Source organism: Bradyrhizobium forestalis, assembly GCF_002795245.1.
Classification (GTDB): Bacteria; Pseudomonadota; Alphaproteobacteria; order Rhizobiales; family Xanthobacteraceae; genus Bradyrhizobium; species Bradyrhizobium forestalis.
In genome coordinates this window covers 101,502-123,219 of record NZ_PGVG01000009.1, presented here as the reverse complement: position 1 = coordinate 123,219, position 21,718 = coordinate 101,502, and the positions used below count along the sequence as shown (strand labels likewise).

The window sequence follows — 21,718 nt, the reverse complement described above, 5'->3', positions numbered from 1 at the left end:
CCGCATCGCGCGTTGACCGGGCCGGATCAGGCCTTTAGGTTCCGCGCCAGTTGATACCCCCCTCCCAAATTGAGTGAAAGAGGATCGATGAAGGTCTTAGTGCCGGTAAAGCGGGTGGTCGATTACAACGTCAAGGTCCGCGTCAAGGGCGATGGATCGGGCGTTGAACTCGCCAACGTCAAGATGTCGATGAACCCGTTCGACGAAATCGCGGTCGAGGAAGCGCTGCGCCTGAAGGAAGCCGGCAAGGCGACCGAGGTCGTGGTGGTCTCCATTGGACCTGCGCAGGCGTCGGAGACGATCCGCACCGGTCTTGCCATGGGCGCCGATCGCGGCATCCTGGTGAAGGCTGAAGGCACCGTCGAGCCGCTCGCCGTCGCGAAGATCCTGAAGAAGGTTGCTGACGAAGAGCAGCCGGGTCTCATCATCCTCGGCAAGCAGGCGATCGACGACGACTCGAACCAGACCGGCCAGATGCTGGCCGCGCTGCTCGGCTGGTCGCAGGCGACCTTCGCCTCGAAGCTCGAAGTCGAAGGAAGCGACTTCAAGGTCACCCGCGAAGTCGACGGCGGTCTGCAGACCGTGAAGCTGAAGGGACCGGCGATCGTCACCACCGACCTTCGTCTCAACGAGCCGCGCTATGCCTCGCTGCCGAACATCATGAAGGCGAAGAAGAAGCCGATCGCGGAGAAGACCGTTGCCGATACCGGCGTCGATGTCGCCGCGCGCCTCGAGGTTCTCAAGACGACGGAGCCGGCAGGCCGCAAGGCGGGCGTCAAGGTCAAGGACGTCGCCGAGCTGGTGTCGAAACTCAAGAACGAAGCCGGGGTGCTCTGATGACGACGCTTCTGATTGCCGAACACGACAATGCGTCGCTCAAGGATGCGACCAACAAGACCCTCACCGCGGCCGCCGCGCTCGGCGCGGACGTCGAGGTGCTGGTGGCCGGCCAGAACGCCAAGGCCGCGGCGGATGCTGCCGCCAAGCTTGCCGGCGTGAAGAAGGTGCTGCTCGCCGACGGCGAGCTCTACGCGCACGATCTCGCCGAGCCGCTGGCCGCGCTGATCGTCTCGCTGGCTCCGTCTTATGACGCGATCGTCGCGCCGGCGACCTCGCGCTTCAAGAACGTGATGCCGCGCGTCGCAGCCCTGCTCGACGTCATGCAGGTCTCGGAGATCATCAAGGTGGTCGCGCCCGATACCTTCGAGCGTCCGATCTATGCCGGCAACGCCATCCAGACGGTGAAGTCGAAGGACGCCAAGAAGGTCATCACGGTGCGGACCTCGACCTTCACCGCTGCGGGCGAGGGCGGCAGCGCGCCGGTCGAGAACGTGGCGGCGGCCGCTGATCCGGGCCTGTCGACCTTCGTCGGCGAGGAAGTCGCCAAGAGCGACCGTCCCGAACTGACCTCGGCCAAGATCATCGTCTCCGGTGGCCGGGCCATGCAGAGCCGCGAGAACTTCGCCAAGTACATCGAGCCGCTCGCCGACAAGCTGGGCGCCGGTGTCGGTGCCTCGCGCGCGGCGGTGGACGCCGGCTATGCGCCGAACGACTGGCAGGTCGGGCAGACCGGCAAGGTCGTAGCCCCCGAGCTCTATGTCGCCGTGGGCATTTCCGGTGCGATCCAGCATCTGGCCGGCATGAAAGACTCCAAGGTGATCGTTGCGATCAACAAGGACGAGGACGCGCCGATCTTCCAAGTCGCCGACTACGGCCTGGTCGCCGATCTCTACCAGGCGGTTCCGGAGCTGACGGCCGAACTCGGCAAGCTCGGCAAGTAAAAGGCATCACAAACACCGGCCGGAGGTATAAACTCCGGCCGGTGTTGCATTTCTGAGGCGTTTTCTTTGGCGTGGGGGGCGCCTTCGAAGCGATCCAATCTAGGTTTCGAGCCAAGGTTCTGATTAAATCAGGCTTCTGGTCAGATCAGACCTCCCGGCTCAGGGGATAGGCAGGGCGCGATATGCGCGCCGTTCCGGTGGATGACATTATGGCGGCAGTGATCAAGAAGGTCGGCGTGATCGGCGCGGGTCAGATGGGCAATGGCATCGCGCATGTTGCGGCGCTCGCCGGCTTCGACGTGGTGCTCAACGACGTTTCGGCCGACCGCCTCAAGTCGGGCATGGCCACCATCAACGGCAATCTGGCCCGCCAGGTCTCCAAAAAGGTCGTCACCGAGGACGACAAGGTCAAGGCGATGGCGCGCATCACGCCCGCCGAAAAACTCGATGATCTCACTGATTGCGACCTCGTCATCGAGACCGCGGTCGAGAAGGAAGAGGTCAAGCGCAAGATCTTCCACGAGCTCTGCGCCGTGTTGAAGCCGGAGGCGATCGTCGCCTCCGATACGTCCTCGATCTCGATCACGCGGCTGGCCGCCGCCACCGACCGCCCGGAGCGCTTCATCGGCATTCACTTCATGAATCCGGTGCCGTTGATGGAGCTGGTCGAGCTGATCCGCGGCATCGCCACCGACGACTCCACCTTCGAGGCCGCCAAGGAATTCGTCGGCAGGCTCGGCAAGCAGGTCGCGGTCTCCGAGGATTTCCCGGCCTTCATCGTCAACCGCATCCTGCTGCCGATGATCAACGAGGCGATCTACACGCTGTATGAAGGCGTCGGCAATGTCGAGGCGATCGACGCCGCGATGAAGCTTGGCGCGCATCATCCGATGGGCCCGCTCGAGCTTGCCGACTTCATCGGCCTCGACACCTGCCTCTCCATCATGCAGGTGCTGCACGAGGGGCTCGCCGACTCCAAGTACCGCCCGTGCCCGCTGCTCGTGAAATATGTCGAGGCCGGTTGGCTCGGCCGCAAGACCCAGCGCGGCTTCTACGACTATCGCGGCGCCAAGCCGGTGCCGACGCGGTAAGATTCTCTCGTGCCCCGGACGGCTGCGCAGCGCGTCAGCGATTCGCAGCAGAGCCGGGGCCCAGGAGCCGCGTGCACGCTGGAGCATGGGTCCCGGCTCTGCGGCGCGTCACTTCGTGCCGCGCCTTGTCCGGGACACGAATACAGCCCACCCCACAGCACCCGTGACAATTCATGTCCCATTAACCCCTCGCGCCTAGGTTACGGCCGGTACGAGGGTTCGCGTAATGGACATGATGGCAATGGTCAGCACCATGCTGGCCGCTCAGCAAGGCGCGCTGCAGTCGAATATCGCGGCGACGCTGACCAAGCAGAACATGGATATGGAGAAATCCACCGTCCTGACCCTGCTCGGTGCCGGTCAGCCTTCGCTCGCCAATGTCGGCGCCGGCGTCGGCGGCAATCTCAACGTGACGGCCTAGCGCATGATCCGGACCCGAAGGGCCGCGTTAGCGCAAAGTGGGTACCGGTTTTCCGATCAGATCATGCGCCAATAAGGTTTCTAGAGCGACGCGGCGGCCTTGCCGGTCGCGGCGCGGATCAGCTTGAGCGCGTCCTCGCTCGCCCATTCCGCCGGCCCCGCGATCGTCGCGATCTCGCAGCCTTGGGGGTCGACCAGCACCGAGGTCGGCATGCCCAGTGCCCGGCCTATAGCCTTAAGATCCTGAAAAACCTTGGCTTTCTGATCGCTGAAATAGCTGAGCCTGACAAGATTGGCCTCTTTCAGGAAGGTTTTCGGCTTCTCGGGGTCGCGGGTGTCGATATTGATCGCCACCACCTCGAAATCCGGGCCCGACAGCTTGCCCTGGAGCTCGTCCAGCGCCGGCATCTCTTTTCGACAAGGCACGCACCAGGTCGCCCAGAGGTTCACCAGCAGGGTCTTGCCGCGGAAGTCGGACAGCTTTTTCGGCTTGCCGTCCGCGTCGTCGAAGGCGAGGTCGGGCAGCTTCAACGGGGTGCTCGCCATGGTCAGCGCCGCCACCTCGCCATGGGCGAGCGGGGCAATCTTCTGCGCCGTGGCCACCGCTGTCCGGCACGCGGGGTCGCCTGACGGCGCCCGGCTGAGGCCTAGCCCGTACAGCGCGGCGAAGCCGGCCAGTCCTCCGATCGCCACGGTGGCGATGACGAGGGGGATGCGGCGCGTGGCGGAGGGCTTCTGGTCGAGCATATCGTTTGTCATCCGGTCGCAGATATGGCTATCAGGGGCCTCTTAATACGGCTGGCTGCGGCCAGCAAACGTGCGGCAAATCAAGGCGTGAGCAGGGGATCATGAGCAACAAGATGTGGGGCGGCCGGTTCTCGGAACGTCCCGACGAGATCATGGAAGAGATCAACGTCTCCATCGACGTCGATCGTCACCTCTTCGCCCAGGACATTGCCGCGTCCAAGGCCCACGCCGCGATGCTCGCCGCGAACGGCATCATCACGGCCTCTGATGCGAAAAATATCGGCAAGGGTCTAGACACGATTTTGTCAGAGATCGGCAAGGGCGGCTTCGAATTCAAGCGTGCGCTCGAGGACATCCATATGAATGTCGAGAGCCGCCTGTCGGAGCTGATCGGCCCCGCCGCCGGAAGGCTGCACACCGCGCGTTCGCGCAACGACCAGGTCGCGACCGACTTTCGTCTGTTCGTCCGCGATGTGATCGACGAGACCGATGCCGCGCTCGCCGCGTTCCAGCGGGCGCTGGTCGAGCGCGCGCTGGAGCACGCCGCAACCGTGATGCCCGGCTTCACGCATCTGCAAACGGCGCAGCCCGTCACCTTCGGTCACCACCTGCTGGCCTATGTCGAGATGGCCGCACGCGACCGCGGCCGTTTTCAGGACGCGCGCAAGCGGCTGAATGAATCCCCGCTCGGCGCCGCCGCGCTCGCCGGCACCTCGTTCCCGATCGACCGCCACGCCACCGCGAAGGCGCTTCTCTTCGACCGGCCGATGGCGAACTCGCTTGATGCGGTGTCCGACCGCGACTTCGTGCTGGAGACGCTGTCGGCGGCCTCGATCTGCGCCGTGCACATGTCGCGCTTTGCCGAGGAGATCGTGATCTGGACCTCGCCGCTGGTCGGACTGATCCGGCTCAGCGACAAATTCACCACCGGCTCCTCGATCATGCCGCAGAAGCGCAACCCGGATGCCGCCGAGCTGGTGCGCGCCAAGACCGGCCGCGTCATCGGCGCGCTCAACGGCCTCTTGATCGTGATGAAAGGCCTGCCACTCGCCTATCAAAAGGACATGCAGGAGGACAAGCAGGGCGCCATGGAGGGTTTTGCCGCGCTGTCACTGGCGATCCGCGCCATGACCGGCATGGTCCGCGACCTCGTACCCGACGAAGCCAAGATGAAGGTGGCCGCCGGCGAGGGCTACGCCACCGCGACCGATCTTGCCGACTGGCTGGTGCGGACGCTGAAGATGCCGTTCCGCGAGGCCCACCACGTCACCGGCCGCATCGTCGCCAAGGCCGCCGAGGGCGGCGTCGCGCTGCACGAGCTGCCGCTCAAGGAGATGCAGGCGATCGAGCCCAAAATCACCAAGGACGTGCTCGGCGTGCTCTCGGTCGAATCGTCGGTGAAGAGCCGGACCAGCTTTGGCGGCACCGCGCCGAAGAACGTGGCGTCGCAGGCCAAGGCCTGGGCGAAGCGGCTGGAAAAAGAGCGAAAATTGGGCTGAGGGCAGAATTTCGCTGATGTTTCATGGTCATCCGGCTCTCGCCAGAATGCGCCAATCTCTGTATGGTGCGCCGCGCGTAGTGGGGATTTCGTCGTGACGTCAAAGTTTCGCCTGGCCGGCTCGGGGTGGGCCATCATTGTCTTGAGCCTGACGGCGCTTGCGCTGGCCGGCTGCGGCCGCAAAGGTCCGCTGGATCTACCGCCGACCGCCTCCAACGCGCCCGCGGCCAGCGGCGCCGCACCGACTGACACCGAGACCGAAGCTCAGCGGACGCCGAGCGTGTTCAATCCCGCCACTGGTGCGGATGCCGCGCCCGCGGCGGCCAAGGGCCGGAAGAAACCGTTCATTCTCGACCCGCTCCTGGACGAACCTCCCGGCAAGAAATAAGCCGAGACAACCGAGCCTGCGCCATGAACCATTTCGACTATCGCAACGGCGTGCTGCACGCCGAGGCGGTGAACCTGTCCGAGCTGGCCGCGACCGTCGGCACACCGTTCTATTGCTATTCGACCGCAACGCTGGAGCGGCACTACCGCGTCTTCACAGAGGCCTTCGCCGGCGAGAAGGTGCTGGTCTGCTACGCCATGAAGGCGAACTCCAACCAGTCGGTGCTGCGCACGCTGGCCAAGCTGGGCGCTGGCGCCGACGTGGTTTCGGGCGGCGAGCTGAAGCGCGCGCTTGCCGCCGGCATTCCCGCCAGCAAGATCCTGTTCTCAGGCGTCGGCAAGACCGAAGCAGAGCTGCGCGCCGCGCTCGCCGCCGACATCCTCTGCCTCAACGTCGAATCCGAGCCGGAGCTCGAATTGTTGTCGCGGCTGGCGACCGAGATGGGCAGGACCGCGCGGATCTCATTGCGCGTCAATCCCGACGTCGATGCCGGCACGCATGCCAAGATCTCCACCGGCAAGTCCGAGAACAAGTTCGGCATCCCGATCGTGCATGCTCGCGAGGTCTATGCGCGCGCAGCGAAGCTGCCCGGAATCCAGGTGACCGGCACCGACGTGCATATCGGCAGCCAGATCACCGACCTCTCCGGCATGGAGACCGCGTTCCGCATCCTCTCCGAATTCGTGCAGACACTGCGGTCGGACGGCCACGACATCAGCCACGTCGATTTCGGCGGCGGTCTCGGCATTCCCTATTACATGGACCGCGAGGCGCCGCCGGCGCCCGCCGCTTATGCCGCCATGGTCAAGCGCGTCAGCCATAATCTCGGCTGCACGCTGATGTTCGAGCCGGGCCGCATGATCGTCGGCAATGCCGGCATCCTGGTCGCGAGGGTGATCTATGTGAAGCACGGTGACGGCAAGAACTTCGTCATCATCGACGCCGCCATGAACGATCTGATCCGCCCGACGCTGTACGAGGCCCATCACGACATCCTGCCGGTGACGCAAGCCCCGAAGGGCGCCGCCACCATCGTGGCCGACGTGGTCGGCCCGGTCTGCGAGACCGGCGACTATCTTGCCCTCGACCGCACGCTGCCGACGCCGAAGCCGGGCGATCTCCTCGCCATCATGACTGCGGGCGCCTACGGCGCCGTGCAGGCCGGCACCTACAACACCCGGCCGCTGGTGCCCGAGGTGCTGGTGAAGGGCGACCAATACGCGGTGGTGCGCCCGCGCATCGAGGTCGAGCAGCTCATCGCGATGGATACGCCGGCGCCGTGGCTGTGAGCAATTGATCTACGGAACTGGCGTTATTTCGTCCCGCCGACCACAACCCCCGCCTTCCTCTCGATCGGCTTGATCGCCGCGGTGAAATCGGACTCGGCGCCTTCCGCGCTGATCACCGTTTCCCACAACCGTCCGACCGCGTCGGCGACCTCCATCGACAGGCCGAGCTGCTTCATCTCCTCCAGCGCCAGCCGCACGTCCTTCACCATCAATCCCGTGGCGAAGCCGAAGTCGAATGTGCGCGGCAGCACCGAGCGCGGAAACTTGTCGCGGCTCGCGGTGTTCATGCCCGAGCCCGCGTTGATGACGTCGATCATGACGGCGGGATCGAGCCCCGCTTTTACGCCCATCACCACCGCTTCCGACGTTGCGACGATCGCGGTGGCTGACAGGAAATTGTTGGCGAGCTTCATGGTCTGCGCCGTGCCGGGCTGTTCGCCGATGAAGAAGACCTTTCCGATCACGTCGAGCGCGGGCTTGAGCAGCTCGAACTCGGCTTTCGGGCCCGACACCATCACCGCAAGCGTGCCCTTCTCGGCGCCGCCGACGCCGCCGGAGACGGGACAGTCGATCTGCACGATGCCGCGCCTGGCGAGCAGGCCATGAATCTTCGCGGCCATCGCCGAGCCGACGGTGGAGAGATCGATGAAACGCCTGGCGCGCTTGCCCTCGATCACGCCGTTTGCGCCGGTGGCAACGTCCAGGGAAGCCTGCAGCGAAGGCAGGCTCGCCATGACAGTCTCGACTTGATCGGCGACGTCCTTCGGCGACGCCGCCGCAGTCGCGCCGCGCGCGACCAGCTTGTCCATGGCCTCCTTGCGCGTATCGAACACCACGAGCCTGTGTCCCGCCTCGATCAGCCGCCGCGCCATCGGGAAACCCATGTTTCCGAGCCCGATGAATCCGATGTCCATGGTGTTTCCTTGTTTGGTTTTCGTTGTTGTAGAAGATGCGCATTCCTCCCTCGATGTCGTCCCGGATCAGCGCTCCGCTGCGCTCCGCTTGTCCGGGACGACGGCGGAGATTGGCGCTGCTCACGCCTTCCCGTCGATCTCCGCGAACACCTCGCGCGCGATGCGGAAACTGTCGACCGCAGCGGGCATGCCGCCATAGATCGCGACCTGCATCAGGATCTCGCGGATCTCCTCGCGGGTGACGCCGTTGGTCAGCGCGCCCTTGAGATGCGCGCGAAACTCGTGCTGGCGGTTGAGGATCGCGATCATGGCGATGTTGAGCATGCTGCGGGTCTTGCGCGGCAGTTCCTCGCGGCCCCACACCGCGCCCCAGCAATATTCGTTGAGCATCTCCTGGAACGGACGGTTGAAATCGTCGACGTTCCTCAGGGCGTTGTTGACATAGGCCTCGCCCAGCACCGCTTTGCGGACTTCCAGGCCCTTGTCGTGCATCTTCTTGTCCATGGCGTTTCCTTCGTTCCCTCGGGGATGGCGCGCGGAAATTACGGGGTTGCGCCGGGCCAGTCACGTCCTCGTGTTATGCGGGAAAAGGAGGCTCTCCCGTACAGGAACGGATGCCTCAGTGCTGCCGTTGTGATAGGCTTTTCTCTACCGGGCAACCTGGAGAATTGATTGAACGGCGTCACCCCCGACCCGTCAGACCCGATCCGCGACAGTGATGCGCTGTCGCGGCTGAAGCTGGCGCAGGCCCTTGATCGGGCTATTTATGCCATCGCGTGGGAGCGGGCCTGGCCCAGTGCGGCGCGCCTGCTGACGGTCATCGGCCTGTTCCTTGTGGTGTCCTGGGCCGGCCTCTGGCTTGCCGTGCCGTTTGCTGCCCGGGCCGTCGGCCTTGCGCTCTTCGCCGTGATCGCGGTCGTCGCCCTGTTCCCGCTGATTCGCTTCCGCTGGCCGAGCCGCGAGGAAGCGCTCGCCCGGCTCGACCGTGGCTCCGGCATCCGTCACCGCCCGGCCACCACGCTCACGGACACGCTGACCTCGCAGGACCCGGTCGCGCAGGCGCTGTGGCAGGCGCAGCGCGAGCGGGCGCCGGCCTCCATCAAGCGCATCCGCGCCGGTGTACCGCACCCGCGGCTTGCGCTTCACGACCCCTGGGCGCTGCGTGCCCTGGTCATGGTGATGCTGGTTGCGACCTTCTTCGCCGCCGGTGACGAGCGTGCGATGCGCCTTGGTGCCGCCTTCGACTGGAACGGGGTGCTGGCGCCGACCAATGTTCGCGTCGATGCCTGGGTCACGCCGCCGCTCTACACCGGCAGGCCGCCGGTCATCCTGTCGGCTGCCAACAAGGAGGCCGCGGCGCTGCCCGCCAGCGGCCCGCTTGCCGTTCCTGCCAGCTCGACCCTGATCGTGCGCTCCTCCGGTGGCAATCTGGATGTCGCCGTCTCCGGCGGACTCAAGGAGGTCGCCCCCACTGAAGCCAGCCCCAAGGGGACCAACGAAAAGCATTTTGCCATTTCCGGCGACGGCACCGCGCATGTCCGCGCGCCCTCCGGCCAGCCGCAATGGGCGTTTGCGGCCACGCCGGACCGTCCGCCGACGATCGCGCTCGCCAAGGACCCGGAGCGCCAGGCGCGCGGCGCGCTCCAGCTCTCCTACAAGATCGAGGACGATTACGGCGTCACCGGCGCCGAGGCGAAATTTGCCCCGCGGTCGACCGATGCCCGGGACGATGCCAAGGACGGTACCAAGGGCGGTGCGAAGGCTGCTGCCGGCGATGGCGACAGCAGGACGGCTCCGCGTCCGCTGTTCCAGCCGCCGCAATTCCCGCTCGCGCTGCCGAATGCGCGGACCCGCAACGGCGTCGGACAATCCGTGAAGGATCTCAGCGAGGATCCCTATGCCGGCGCCGACGTCACGCTGACCCTCACGGCCAAGGACGAGGCCGGCAATGAGGCCAAGAGCGAGCCGTTCAACATGCGCCTGCCCGAGCGGCTGTTCACCAAGCCGCTGGCACGCGCACTGATCGAGCAGCGCCGCATTCTCGCGCTCGACGCCAACAAGAATTCCGACGTCTATGCCGCGCTCGACGCGCTGATGATCGCGCCCGAAATGTTCACGCCGGAGCCCGGGCAATATCTCGGCCTGCACAGCGTCGCCCGGCAGCTCGAGGCCGCGCGCACCGATGATGCCCTGCGCGAGGTCGTTGCAAGCCTGTGGGCGCTTGCGGTGACGATCGAGGACGGCAAGATTTCCGATGTCGAGAAGGCGTTGCGGGCGGCTCAGGACGCGCTGAAGCAGGCGCTGGAGCGCGGCGCGAGCGACGAGGAGATCAAGAAGCTCACGCAGGATCTGCGTCAGGCGCTGAACGATTTCATGCGTCAGCTCGCCGAGCAGTTCCGCAACAACAATGACCCGCAGCAGCTGGCACGGCCGCTCGACCCGAATACCAAAGTCCTGCGCCAGCAGGATCTGCAGAACATGATCGACCGCATGGAGCGCCTGTCGCGCTCCGGCGACAAGGATGCCGCCAAGCAATTGCTCGACCAGCTCCAGCAGATGTTGGAAGGCCTCCAGATGGCGCAGCCGGGGCAGTCCGGCGAGAGCGACATGGAGCAGGCGCTCAACGAGCTCGGCGACATGATCCGCAAGCAGCAGCAGTTGCGCGACAAGACCTTCAAGCAGGGCCAGGATTCCCGGCGCGACCGCTCGCGCGGCAAGCAGCAGGGCGATCAGTCCATGTCGGAGCTGCAGCAGGACCAGCAGGGGCTGCGCGACCGCCTGAAGAAGTTGCAGGACGAGCTGGCCAAGCGCGGCCTCATGCAGAAGGGGGAAAAGGGGCAGAAAGGCCAACAGGGACAGAAGGGCCAGCAAGGGGACCAGGGCCAGCCCGGCCAGAACGGCGATCAGGATGGCGACCAGGGCGATGACGACGGCAGTCTGGATGCAGCCGACGGCGCCATGGGCGATGCGGGATCAAAGCTCGGTGAGGGCAATGCCGATGGCGCCGTGGACTCGCAGGGCAAGGCGCTCGACGCGATGCGCAAGGGTGCGCAGAAGATGGCCGAGGCGATGCAGCAGGGCGATGGTGACGGCCAGGGCGACGGCCCCGGCCAGCGCGCCGGCCGTCAGCAGAGCGGCGGCAATCAGACCGATCCGCTCGGCCGTCCGCTGCATGGGCGCGAATATGGCGACGATTACACGGTCAAGATCCCCGGCGAGATCGACACCCAGCGTGTCCGCCGCATTCTCGAAGAGCTCCGCCGTCGTCTCGGCGATCCCTCGCGCCCGCAGATCGAGCTCGACTATCTCGAGCGGCTGCTGAAGGAGTTCTGAGGCGGCAATCTCAGTGTCACCGCCCGGCTTGACCGGGCGATCCAGTACTCCGAGACAGTTGTGATTCGATCGAGAAGCTGCGGCGTACTGGATGCCCCGGCCAAGCCGGGGCATGACCGCGGAATGTGCGGCCGCGCCGCGCTACCCCTTCCTCGCTGCCAGCGCATCCGCCACGGCCGTGCGGATGTCGGCGACCGAGAAAGGCTTGGTCACGACGTCATGCACCAGCGCATTGAGGTTCGAGGCGCGCTCGCGCTGGTCGGCAAAGCCGGTCATCAGCAAAATGGTCAGGTCAGGGAAATCGCGCGCGGCGGAGAGCGCCAGCGCGATGCCGTCCATGACCGGCATCTGGATGTCGGTGAGCAACAGGTCGAAGGCGCCGTCCTCGCGGGTCAGGATCTCCAGCGCCTCGGCGCCGTCCTGGGCGGTGACGGTCTCGTGGCCGTCCATGGCGATGGCGCGCGCCACGAGCGTGCGCATCGAATCCTCGTCGTCGGCGATCAAGATTTTCGGCATGAGACCAACCTTGGGATCACCCTCCCCTGCAGGGTCGATTATACGCTGCCGCCGGCAATGTCGCGCCGGTTGAAGAAACGAACGTCGATATTGCGGCCCTCCGGCGGCGGCGAGGCAAGGCGCGAGCGGAAGAAGGCGCGCTCGCCGGGCCGCAGCACGGTCTGTTCCAGCACCGTATTCCAGGCGTAGATCTCCGCGCCTTGCGCATCGCGTACGGCAAAGCGCAGCCGCGGGATATCGAGCGGCTTCTTGCCCTCGCCGACGATCACGCCCTCGATCACCAGCACCTGCTTACCGTCCACGGTCTCGCTGGAGAGCTTGACGTCCTTGAAGGCGAGGCCCCGCAGGTTCACCTCGAGCCCGACCATCTTGTAGAACGCCGCCGTCTGGGGCAGCAGCCGCACCACGTCGCCGCGCCAGATCACCAGTGCCAGCACCAGCGCGCCCATCGCGGCGCAGGCGGTCGGCAGGCCAAAATAGGATTTGCGCGGAGCGGTGGTGGCGACGGGGCGGCTCACCCGTGCGCCGCGGCGGCGGAACAGGTCACGGAACCAGGACTGGTGCTGCGCGCCGGCGGCCTCCTCCTCGGCCTGCCGGGCCGCCGCTGACCATTCGTTCTCGGTTTCGTGGGCCTCCTCATCCGGCCAGTCGCTGGCGATCGAGGGACTGTCGACGACCGGCGCATCAGCGGTGCCGTCGTCCTTGGCATAGGAGTTCCACTGCTCGGCGAGGTCGGACTGGTCGTCGGCTCGGCTCGCCGCGGCCAGGACCGGAACGGATGCCTCCTCGATGGCATCCTCGGCGTGGGCGATCCAGGTCTCCTTGCAGCGGGAGCAGCGGACCGCTCGCCCGTTCGCCCCAAGGCTCGCGAGCTTGATGGCGTAGGATGTCATACAATGAGGGCAGACGATATGCATGGACGAGCCTTGATGCATGAACGAAGGTCTTGGACTGGTCTTGACGATGTCACGGTCGCGGAGAACCGGGCGCCCTTTATGCTACAGGGCGACCGTTAACGAACCGGAAACCATAACGGCGGCAAAACCCGTTGATCGCGCATGGCGGAACGCCGCAGCGCGACCCGCGCCCCCTCTCGAACGGAGCTGAGCTTGGTTCGGTTCGAAAATGTCGGATTGCGTTACGGTCTGGGGCCGGAGATCCTGCGCGATCTCAGTTTCCAGATCCCGGCGCATTCCTTCCAGTTTCTCACCGGACCGTCCGGTGCCGGCAAGACCTCGCTGCTGCGCCTGTTGTTCCTGTCGCATCGGCCGACGCGGGGCCTCGTCAATCTGTTCGGCCACGACGTCTCGCAGCTCGGCAAGGACGAGATCGCGGATCTGCGCAAGCGCATCGGCATCGTGCTGCAGGATTTCCGCCTGCTCGACCACATGACGACCTATGAGAACGTCGCGCTGCCGTTCCGGGTCATGGGCCGCAGCGAGTCGAGCTACCGCAAGGAGGTGATCGATCTGTTGCGCTGGGTCGGCCTCGGCGACCGCATGGATGCGCTGCCGCCGATCCTGTCGGGCGGCGAGAAGCAGCGCGCGGCGATCGCGCGCGCCGTGATCTCGCGGCCGCAGCTGCTGCTCGCGGACGAGCCGACCGGCAGCGTCGACCCGACGCTCGGCCGGCGCCTGCTGCGGCTCTTCATCGAGCTCAACAAATCAGGTACCGCCGTCATCATCGCCACGCACGATATCGGCCTGATGGATCAATACGAAGCACGGCGGCTGGTGCTGCACCAGGGACGGTTGCACGTCTATGAGTAGACTAGACGAGCGCGGCGTGCTGGTCGACCTCGGACAGGAGCGTCCGCAGCTTCCGGCCAAGGCGCGCAACATGTCGCCGATCGTGCCGCGCGCCTCGATCCACGGCAGAGCGCTGGTCGCCGTGGTCGCCATCATGACCTTCCTCGCCTCGATGGCCACGGGCACGGTGCTGCTGGTGAGTGCCTCCGCCGCCGAATGGCAGTCGGATGTCGCGAGTGAGATCACGATCCAGGTTCGTCCGCAGGCGGGCCGCGATCTCGAGCGCGACACCGCAGCCGTGACCGAGGCGATGCGCGCGCAAGCCGGTATCGTCGAGGTGAAGCCGTTCACCAGGGAGGAGAGCGGCAAGCTGCTCGAGCCCTGGCTCGGCACCGGTCTGTCGATGGACGATCTGCCGGTGCCGCGCATGATCATCGCACGCGTGCAGCCGGGCACGCCGCTCGATCTCAGCGCCTTGCGCGCGCGCGTGACGCAGGTCGCGCCGGGCGCCAGCGTCGACGATCACCGCGCCTGGATCGAGCGCATGCGCTTGATGACGAACGCCACCGTGCTTGCCGGCCTCGGCATCCTCGCGCTCGTCATCGTCGCAACCATCATCTCGGTGTCGTTCGCGACCCGCGGTGCCATGGCGGCGAACCGTCCGATCGTCGAGGTCCTGCATTTCGTCGGCGCCGGCGACCGCTACATCGCCAATCATTTCCTGCGTCATTTCCTCAGGCTGGGCCTGGAGGGCGGCGTGATCGGCGGCGGCGCCGCCATGCTGGTGTTCGGCTTCTCCGAGTCCATCGCAGGCTGGTTTTCCGGTACCCCCGTCGGCGACCAGTTCGCCGCGTTGCTCGGCACCTTCTCGCTGCGGCCATCCGGCTACATCGTGCTCGCGGTCCAGGCCGTGCTGATCGGCGGCATTACCGCGGTGGCCTCGCGCCAGACGCTGTTTGCGACCTTGAATGATGTGGATTGAGTTCTTTTCTTCCCTTCTCCCCTTGTGGGAGAAGGTGGCATAGGCGGCCATCGGCCGCCGTTCTTAAGAACGCCGAAACGAAGCTTCGGCTATGGCGCCGGATGAGGGGTATCTCTCCGCCCACTCGAATCGCGAGAGGTGAACTCGCGGAGAGATACCCCTTACCCGGCTTCGCTGCCGCGAAGCCACCCTCTCCCACAAGGGGAGAGGGTGGCCGAGTTCGCAGCCCGAGTGTTCTTTACATTCGTAAGACTCCACTTCGCCTCAAAACGTCATAAAATCACTCAGGGAAGGGATCACCGACATCGCATGACCTCGCCGACCGACGATCGATCGCCGAAACTGCCGCGCGGCTGGCTGCGCGCGACAATCGTGTCGACGATCGCGCTCGCCTTCGTCGGCGCGGCGGCCGGCTTCATTGCGTTCCTGTCGCAATTGCGCGGCGCCGAGATGGTGCCGGACCGCAAGGCAGACGGCATCGTGGTGCTGACCGGCGGCTCCTCGCGGGTATCGGACGCCATGGAGCTGCTAGCTGCCGGCTACGGCAGGCGGCTTCTGATCTCCGGCGTGCATCCGACCTCGACGGCGAGCGACATCTCCCGGACCCTGCCAGAGAACCAGTCCTTCATGACCTGTTGCGTCGATCTCGACCGCACGGCGCTCTCGACCCGCGGCAACGCGGCGGAGGCGCGGCGCTGGGCCGAAGGGCGCCGGTTCAAATCGTTGATCGTGGTCACCTCCAACTATCACATGCCGCGCGCGCTAGTGGAGTTCTCGCATGCGATGCCACAGACGACGCTGATCCCGTTCGCGGTGGTCGGCGACAAATGGCGCGAGGAGCCGTGGTGGACCTCAGGCTCGACGCTGCGGCTGCTCCTGTCGGAATATGTCAAGTACATCGCGGCCGAGCTCAGGGTGCGGCTGGAGGATTTCGGGATTGACCTTTCGCCCGAGATGTCGGAGCAGCCTGCAGGTCAGCAGCCGAAGCGGCCCGCCACCGCACAGGCCAATTGATCGGCAATTGATCGGATCGTCGATGTTCCCAATTTTCCTGCGTTCGCTCGTATTCAACGTGCTGTTCTATGCCGTGCTGGTGTGCCTTGCGATCGTCGCGCTGCCGACCTTCGCATTGCCACCGCGTGCGATGCTGACGGTGGCGAAATGGTGGGCCAGGGCAACGCTGGTCCTGATGCGCGTGGTCTGCAACATCAAGGTGGAATTCCGCGGGGTCGAGAAGATCCCGGAAGGGCCGTTGCTGATCGTGGCCAAGCATCAGTCGTTCTGGGAGACGTTCGTGCTGCCGGGCTTCTTCAACCGGCCGATCTTCATCCTCAAGCGCCAGCTCATGCAGATCCCGGTGTTCGGTCAATTCCTGGTCAAGACCGGAATGATCGCGATCGACCGCAATGCCGGCGTGAAAGCGCTGCTCGACATGACGCGGCGGGCGCGCGAGGCGGTGCGCAGTGGCCGGCAGCTCGTCATTTTTCCGGAAGGCACGCGCCGTGCTCCCGGCGCGCCGCCCGCCTACAAGACCGGCTTTGCGCAGATCTATTCGTCCTGCGGCGTGCCATGCCTGCCGATCGCGCTCAACTCCGGCCTGTTCTGGCCGCGCCGCACCTTCATGCGCTATCCCGGCACGCTGGTGGTGGAGTTTCTCGAGCCGTTGCCGCCGGGCTTGCCGAAGGACGAGTTTCTCTCCCGCGTTCAAGCCGCGATCGAGGGCGCGACCGGTCGTCTCGTAGAAGCGGGGCGGAAAGAGCAGGAGCAGTTGATCGGCTCCGCACCGAGCTACGCGCCGACCGGCGGCTAAAGCGGAATGGCTTTAAGTTGAATCGGCTAGCCGCAGGCTCGCTCGAACCTCTCCCGCTTGCGGGAGAGGTCGGCATAGGCGGCCTTCGGCCGCCGTTCTATAGGACGCCGATGCTTCGCATCGGCTATGGCGCCGGGTGAGGGCTTTCTCTTCTTGGGGATTGTCCCATTGCGGAAACACCCTCTCCCCAACCCTCTCCCGCAAGCGGGAGAGGGAGTGCACCTCCGTTGCAGCAATCAAACCTGATCTCATCAGGCTTTAGCGGCTTTCGCGGTCTTCGTCCCGACCCGCCGCGTGCAGGGAATGCGCATCACCATGCAGCATCATTGCAAGCTGATGCAGCGGCGTATCGCGAAAGCCTTCGGCCTCGATCGCCTTCACCGTCGCGGTCACGTAATCGCGGTTGGCGCCGGACTGGCCGTGGCCCTGGATGACATGGCGGTGCTGTTCGGCGAGCGACAGCCGGCCGGCATATTGCACATGGCCGCGGTCGACGACGTAGGCGAGCGCGGAGACGCGCTGGCGCGCGTCGTTCTCCAGCCACACCGAGCGCATCACCTCGCGATAGACCGAGGTGACCTGCTCGCGCTCCCGCAAATAGGCGACGACCTCAGTGCGGTTCTTTTCAGCGACGCGGAAGGCGATGCCGCGGCAGGCGCCGCCGCGGTCGAGGCCGAGCACCAGGCCAGGTTTTTCCGGGGTACCGCGGTGCACGAAGGAATAGACGCAGAGCGCGCGATGCTCGCCGACCAGTCGCGCCGGGACGCGCTCCTCGAATTCGAAGCCCGGCCGCCACATCAGCGAGCCGTAGCCGAACACCCAGAGGTCGTCCTGGGCAGTGGTGACGGAGGGGAGGGCGATTTCCGACATTTCGGGCACGGCTACCAGAACTGTACCGCCAAGCGAAGCGATTTCTCCGCCTTTTGTCGCGGGCGGGCCTCGCTTACATTTGCCTGAATCTGGGATCAAAGGGTTGCCGCATGTCCAATATGACCGTTGCCGCAGGCCGCCGCTCCCGCTGGGGCCTTTTCATCGCACCCGTTTTCGTTTTGATCCTCGCCGTGGCGTGGAGCTGCTTCTGGTTCTATGCGGCGTCGCAGGCCGAAATCGCCGCCGACGCCTGGCGCGCGCAGGAAGCCAAGTCCGGCCGCATCTATGATTGCACCAAGCGCTCGATCGCCGGCTTCCCATTCCGCTTCGAGGTTCAGTGTTCCGGCGCCAGCGTCGCCCTGGTCTCGCAAAACGCGAGCAAGACGCCGTTCACGGCGAAGCTCGACAACATCCTGGTCGTGGCCCAGGTCTACGATCCCAAGCGCGTCATCGCCGAATTCTCCGCGCCTGCGACGCTGATCGATGGCGTGACGCAAAACACTTTCGCTGTGAATTGGAGCAAGGGCAGCGCCAGCGTGGCCGGCTTGCCGGCCGTGCCGGACCGGGCCTCCATCGTGTTCGACGATCCCAGCCTCAACCGTCTCGACGGCAGCGTGCAGGTGCCGCTTGCGCGCGCCAAGCAGGTCGAGCTGCATGGCCGCCTTGCCGACGGCTCGCCGGCCGATCATCCTGTGATCGAGACCGTGCTCCATGTCGCGCAAGGCAGCATCCAGGGCGTGCATCCGCTGCTCGCCGAGCCGTTCGAGGCGGACACCCGCGCCAAGGTCACCGGCCTCTCGGACCTCACGCCAAAGCCTTGGCCGCAGCGCTTCCGCGAGATCCAGGCTGCCGGCGGTCACATCGAGATCGTGCAGTCGCGGATCCAGCAGGGCGAGATGATCGCGGTTGCGGCCGGCACGCTCGGCCTCTCGGCCAATGGCCGACTTGACGGCGAATTGCAGATGACGGTGACCGGCCTCGAGCGCGTGATCCCGGCGCTCGGCATCGAGAAGATGCTGGAGGAGGGCGTGCCGCAGGCAACGCTCGACCGCGTCGCGCCCGGCGTGAAGTCGCAGGACCTCAACAATCTGTTCGGCGCGCTCGACCGCGCGGTGCCCGGCCTCGGCAAGGTCATCAAGCAGAACGCCAATGCGGGCGTTGCCGCCGGCATCAATTCGATCGGCACCGAGAGCACGCTGGAAGGCAAGAAGGCGAGAAGCTTCCCGCTGAAGTTCGTCGACGGCGCCGTTCTGCTCGGCCCGGTCAAGGTCGGCCAGATTCCGCCGCTGTATTGACAATTTGTAGCCTCGTCATTCCGGGGCGATGCGGAGCATCGAACCCGGAATCCATCTCACCGCGCGTGTTTTGGCACAATGGATTCCGGGCTCGTCCTTCGGGCGCCCCGGAATGACAGGCGTGCTACGGCTTCTTCAGCGCCGCGTGCGGCCGGCCGAAATCGGGCACCGCCGAATCCTGGCCGATCTCGACGATGCCGCGGCGGATGGCGCGGGTGCGGGTGAAGTGGTCGAACAGCGCATCGCCATCGCCGCGGCGGATCGCGCGGGTGAGCTTGGCGAGATCCTCGGTGAAAGTGCCGAGCATCTCCAGCACGGCCTCCTTGTTGGCGAGGAAGACGTCGCGCCACATCGTCGGGTCGGAGGCCGCGATGCGGGTGAAATCGCGAAAACCGCCGGCGGAGAATTTGATCACCTCGGATTCCGTCACCTGCGCCAGCTCGTCGGCGGTGCCGACGATGGTGTAGGCGATCAGATGCGGCAGATGGCTGGTGATCGCGAGCACGAGATCATGATGATCCGGCGTCATCACCTCGACCTTGGCGCCCATCGCCGCCCAGAAGCCGCGCAGGCGCTCGGTCGCCGCCGCGTCGGTGCCATCGGGCGGGGTAAGGATGCACCAGCGGTTGATGAAGAGCTCGGCAAATCCCGAATCCGGGCCCGAATGCTCGGTGCCTGCGACCGGATGCGCCGGCACGAAATGAACGCCCTGCGGCAGATGCGGGGCCATGTCCCGGACCACCGCGCCCTTGACCGAGCCGACGTCGGAGATGATCGCGCCCGGCTTCAGGTGCGCGGCGATCTCCTGCGCCACAGGTCCGCAGGCGCCGACGGGAATGCAGAGGATGACGAGATCGGCATCCTTCACCGCCTCCGCGTTGCTCGCCACGACCTGATCGACGATGCCGAGCTCGGCAACCCGCGCGCGCGTCTGTTCCGAGCGCGCGGTGGTGACGATCGCGCCAGCCAGGCCCTGGAGCTTCGCAGCACGCGCGATCGAGCCGCCGATCAGGCCGAAGCCGATCAGCGCGACGCGCTGGAAGTGCGGTGCGGCGCTCATTTGCCGCCCATGAAGTCGCGCAAGGCTTCGACCACGAGGCGGTTGGCCTCCTCGGTGCCGATGGTCATGCGTAGCGCATGCGGCAGGCCGTAGTTCTTTAAGCCGCGCAGCACGAGGCCCCGCTTGGTCAGGAAGGCGTCGGCGTCATCAGCGGTCTTGCCCTTGTCGGTCGGAAAGTGGATCAGCACGAAATTGGCGACGCTCGGCGTCACCTTCAGCCCGAGCTTGCCGATCTGCTCGGTCAGCCAGTTGCGCCAGGTCTCGGTGAACTGCTTCGACATCGCCTGATGCGCGGTGTCCTCGATCGCGGCGACCGCGGCGTACATCGCCGGCGTCGACACGTTGAAGGGGCCGCGGATGCGGTTGACCGCGTCGATGATGTGCTCGGGCCCGAACATCCAGCCGATACGCAGTGCCGCAAGACCGTGGATCTTGGAGAAGGTGTGCGTCACCACCGTGTTCTCGGTGGTGGCGACGAGCTCGATTCCCATCTCGTAGTCGTTGCGCGAGACGTAATCGCAATAGGCGGCATCCAGCACCAGCAGCACGTGCGAGGGCAGGCCGGCGCGCAGCCGCTTGACCTCGTCGAACGGCAGATAGGTGCCGGTCGGGTTGTTGGGGTTGGCGAGCCAGACCAGCTTTGTCTGCGGCGTCACGGCCTTCAGGATGGCGTCGACGTCAGCGGTGAGATTGGTCTCCTGCGCGACGACGTTCCTGGCGCCGACCGCCATGGTCGCGATCGGGTAGACCAGGAAGCCGTGCGTGGTGGAAATCGCCTCGTCGCCGTGGCTGAGATAGGTGTGCGCGAGCAGGTTGAGGATCTCGTCCGAGCCGGCGCCGCAGATGATGCGGTTGGGATCGAGCCCGAAAGAGCGGCCGATCGCCTCGCGCAGCACCCGCGAGGTGCCTTCCGGATAGTCCTCCAGATGATCCGCCACGCGCTTGAACGCCTCGATCGCCTTGGGCGAGGGCCCGAACGGCGTCTCGTTGGCCGAGAGCTTGAATACCTTGCGGCCCGGCTCCGGCACCGGGCTCTTGCCGGGGGTGTAGGGCGCAATATCGAGAATGCCGGGATTCGGCACGGGGCGGGACATCTTGGACTCCGGATAGGCTGGGCTGCTCGCGATTTACGATTTCGGCCCGGTCGGGGGCACCGTATAGCGCGTTGCGTGGCTGCCGACGAGGGCCGTGGAGCGCACCGAGGCCCCCGCCTCGATCAGGGCAGCCCTGATTTTGTCGATGCTGGTCGCGCTGGTGACCGAGACCAGCAGCGCCGCGCCGTCGAAGGCGGTGTCGGGCACCGCCACGATCTCGGCGAGCGGCGACAGGGCGCGCGCGACCTCGGCGTTCCACCCGGAGACGCGCACGCTGAAGGTCTCGACCTCCGTCACCAGGGCGCTGTCGGCGACGCGCGAGACCGCGAACACCGGCAACGCCGCCGGATGATCGGCGCGTTCGACGAAAGGCAGCCGCGCGATGATCTTCGGTGCGCCTTCCGCCTCCAGCTCCAGCCACCACGGTGTGCGGCTGGAGGTCGCCGAGACCAGCGCCAGGTCGCCCTTGGATTTCGCCACCGCCTCGACCGCAGCCTGCGCGCTGAAATGCGCGACGTAAGGCACGGTGAAGCCGAAATGGAAGCGCGCGGAATCGCGCATCGCCGGCTCGCTCACCGAGATGTCGGCATGCACGGAGAACGGCGCCTGCACATAAGTGAACGTCGAGATGATGACGCGCCAGATGCTCTCGACCGTGTCGAGCGGCAGGATGCCGCGATGACGCTGCACGAGGTGGCGCATCATGTCGGCCTCGCGCGCAGGCCGAAATGCCGAGCCGACCTCCTGGGTCTGCTTCACCTGGATCAGGCGGTCGATGATGTCGCCGCGCTGCATCAAGAGGCGATGCATGCCCTCGTCGATCGCGTCGATCTCCTTGCGCAGTTCCTGGAGCGATGGTGGCGCGGGCGGACGTTGGGTCAT

22 protein-coding genes are annotated in these 21,718 nt (G+C 65.8%); 13 read left to right on the top strand and 9 right to left on the bottom strand.

Annotation, left to right across the window (positions count from 1 at the left end; translation table 11 throughout):
* The first annotated feature begins 87 nt into the window (after nt 1–87).
* From CVM73_RS13495 to CVM73_RS13480, 4 genes are all read left to right on the top strand, one after another.
* A complete protein-coding gene (locus tag CVM73_RS13495) occupies nt 88–837 on the top strand; it encodes an electron transfer flavoprotein subunit beta/FixA family protein (protein WP_100232468.1) in 750 nt (249 codons plus the stop codon).
* A complete protein-coding gene (locus tag CVM73_RS13490; protein WP_100232467.1) occupies nt 837–1,781 on the top strand; it encodes an electron transfer flavoprotein subunit alpha/FixB family protein in 945 nt (314 codons plus the stop codon). Before CVM73_RS13495 ends, CVM73_RS13490 begins: the two co-directional genes overlap by 1 nt.
* A gap of 209 nt (nt 1,782–1,990) precedes the next feature.
* The gene (locus CVM73_RS13485; RefSeq protein ID WP_100232466.1) at nt 1,991–2,872 is read left to right on the top strand and encodes a 3-hydroxybutyryl-CoA dehydrogenase; all 882 of its coding nucleotides are present in this window, start codon (nt 1,991–1,993) and stop codon (nt 2,870–2,872) included.
* A 226-nt stretch (nt 2,873–3,098) separates the two neighbouring features.
* Nucleotides 3,099–3,293 carry a putative motility protein gene (locus CVM73_RS13480; RefSeq protein WP_035965699.1) on the top strand — a complete coding sequence of 65 codons (195 nt, stop codon included), beginning with the start codon at nt 3,099–3,101 and terminating at the stop codon, nt 3,291–3,293.
* Nucleotides 3,294–3,373: 80 nt separating this feature from the next.
* Here CVM73_RS13480 and tlpA read toward each other — a convergent pair whose 3' ends face one another.
* Nucleotides 3,374–4,039: a thiol:disulfide interchange protein TlpA gene (gene tlpA / locus CVM73_RS13475; protein ID WP_100232465.1), complete on the bottom strand. Its 666-nt coding sequence runs from the start codon at nt 4,037–4,039 to the stop codon at nt 3,374–3,376.
* A 101-nt stretch (nt 4,040–4,140) separates the two neighbouring features.
* Between tlpA and argH the strand changes: the two genes are divergently transcribed.
* The 3 genes from argH to lysA all read left to right on the top strand — a co-directional run bounded on the left by argH (nt 4,141) and on the right by lysA (nt 7,214).
* Entirely contained in the window at nt 4,141–5,538 is a 1,398-nt protein-coding gene (gene argH, locus CVM73_RS13470; RefSeq protein ID WP_100232464.1) for an argininosuccinate lyase, read from the top strand.
* A gap of 93 nt (nt 5,539–5,631) precedes the next feature.
* Entirely contained in the window at nt 5,632–5,925 is a 294-nt protein-coding gene (lptM, locus tag CVM73_RS13465) for an LPS translocon maturation chaperone LptM (RefSeq protein WP_100232463.1), read from the top strand.
* 23 nt (nt 5,926–5,948) lie between these two features.
* Nucleotides 5,949–7,214: a diaminopimelate decarboxylase gene (gene lysA, locus CVM73_RS13460; RefSeq protein ID WP_100232462.1), complete on the top strand. Its 1,266-nt coding sequence runs from the start codon at nt 5,949–5,951 to the stop codon at nt 7,212–7,214.
* 23 nt (nt 7,215–7,237) lie between these two features.
* On the opposite strand, the gene CVM73_RS13455 is transcribed toward lysA, so the two are convergent.
* Nucleotides 7,238–8,128 (bottom strand): NAD(P)-dependent oxidoreductase, encoded by an 891-nt coding sequence (locus CVM73_RS13455; RefSeq protein ID WP_100232461.1) that lies wholly within the window; start codon nt 8,126–8,128, stop codon nt 7,238–7,240.
* 120 nt (nt 8,129–8,248) lie between these two features.
* Nucleotides 8,249–8,632 carry a carboxymuconolactone decarboxylase family protein gene (locus CVM73_RS13450; protein WP_100232460.1) on the bottom strand — a complete coding sequence of 128 codons (384 nt, stop codon included), beginning with the start codon at nt 8,630–8,632 and terminating at the stop codon, nt 8,249–8,251.
* 168 nt (nt 8,633–8,800) lie between these two features.
* Between CVM73_RS13450 and CVM73_RS13445 the strand changes: the two genes are divergently transcribed.
* Nucleotides 8,801–11,461 carry a TIGR02302 family protein gene (locus tag CVM73_RS13445; RefSeq protein WP_100232459.1) on the top strand — a complete coding sequence of 887 codons (2,661 nt, stop codon included), beginning with the start codon at nt 8,801–8,803 and terminating at the stop codon, nt 11,459–11,461.
* A gap of 141 nt (nt 11,462–11,602) precedes the next feature.
* Here CVM73_RS13445 and CVM73_RS13440 read toward each other — a convergent pair whose 3' ends face one another.
* Entirely contained in the window at nt 11,603–11,977 is a 375-nt protein-coding gene (locus CVM73_RS13440; RefSeq protein ID WP_100232458.1) for a response regulator, read from the bottom strand.
* A 38-nt stretch (nt 11,978–12,015) separates the two neighbouring features.
* Nucleotides 12,016–12,894 (bottom strand): MJ0042-type zinc finger domain-containing protein, encoded by an 879-nt coding sequence (locus tag CVM73_RS13435; protein WP_167406818.1) that lies wholly within the window; start codon nt 12,892–12,894, stop codon nt 12,016–12,018.
* Between the two features lie 192 nt (nt 12,895–13,086).
* Here CVM73_RS13435 and ftsE point away from each other — a divergent pair, with 192 nt between their 5' ends.
* From ftsE to CVM73_RS13415, 4 genes are all read left to right on the top strand, one after another.
* Nucleotides 13,087–13,746 carry a cell division ATP-binding protein FtsE gene (gene ftsE, locus CVM73_RS13430; protein ID WP_100232574.1) on the top strand — a complete coding sequence of 220 codons (660 nt, stop codon included), beginning with the start codon at nt 13,087–13,089 and terminating at the stop codon, nt 13,744–13,746.
* Complete coding sequence (locus CVM73_RS13425) at nt 13,739–14,707, top strand: cell division protein FtsX (protein ID WP_100232456.1); 969 nt, start codon at nt 13,739–13,741, stop codon at nt 14,705–14,707. Before ftsE ends, CVM73_RS13425 begins: the two co-directional genes overlap by 8 nt.
* A 309-nt stretch (nt 14,708–15,016) precedes the next feature.
* Nucleotides 15,017–15,721, top strand: coding sequence for a YdcF family protein (locus CVM73_RS13420; RefSeq protein ID WP_100232455.1), 705 nt, complete (start codon nt 15,017–15,019; stop codon nt 15,719–15,721).
* Between the two features lie 22 nt (nt 15,722–15,743).
* On the top strand, nt 15,744–16,517 hold the full coding sequence (locus tag CVM73_RS13415; RefSeq protein WP_100232454.1) for a lysophospholipid acyltransferase family protein: 774 nt from the start codon (nt 15,744–15,746) through the stop codon (nt 16,515–16,517).
* 258 nt (nt 16,518–16,775) lie between these two features.
* On the opposite strand, the gene CVM73_RS13410 is transcribed toward CVM73_RS13415, so the two are convergent.
* Nucleotides 16,776–17,387, bottom strand: coding sequence for a gamma-glutamylcyclotransferase (locus CVM73_RS13410; protein WP_167406817.1), 612 nt, complete (start codon nt 17,385–17,387; stop codon nt 16,776–16,778).
* 110 nt (nt 17,388–17,497) lie between these two features.
* On the opposite strand from CVM73_RS13410, the gene CVM73_RS13405 reads away from it, so the two are divergent.
* Nucleotides 17,498–18,682, top strand: a complete 1,185-nt coding sequence (locus tag CVM73_RS13405) for a DUF2125 domain-containing protein (RefSeq protein WP_100232452.1) — start codon at nt 17,498–17,500, stop codon at nt 18,680–18,682.
* A gap of 124 nt (nt 18,683–18,806) precedes the next feature.
* Here CVM73_RS13405 and CVM73_RS13400 read toward each other — a convergent pair whose 3' ends face one another.
* From CVM73_RS13400 to CVM73_RS13390, 3 genes are read right to left on the bottom strand one after another with little or no spacing between them, the layout of a single operon-like run.
* On the bottom strand, nt 18,807–19,742 hold the full coding sequence (locus CVM73_RS13400) for a prephenate/arogenate dehydrogenase family protein (protein ID WP_100232451.1): 936 nt from the start codon (nt 19,740–19,742) through the stop codon (nt 18,807–18,809).
* A complete protein-coding gene (gene hisC / locus CVM73_RS13395) occupies nt 19,739–20,836 on the bottom strand; it encodes a histidinol-phosphate transaminase (protein WP_100232450.1) in 1,098 nt (365 codons plus the stop codon). The genes CVM73_RS13400 and hisC overlap by 4 nt, the downstream gene beginning before the upstream one ends.
* 33 nt (nt 20,837–20,869) lie before the next feature.
* Entirely contained in the window at nt 20,870–21,718 is an 849-nt protein-coding gene (locus CVM73_RS13390) for a chorismate mutase (RefSeq protein ID WP_100232449.1), read from the bottom strand.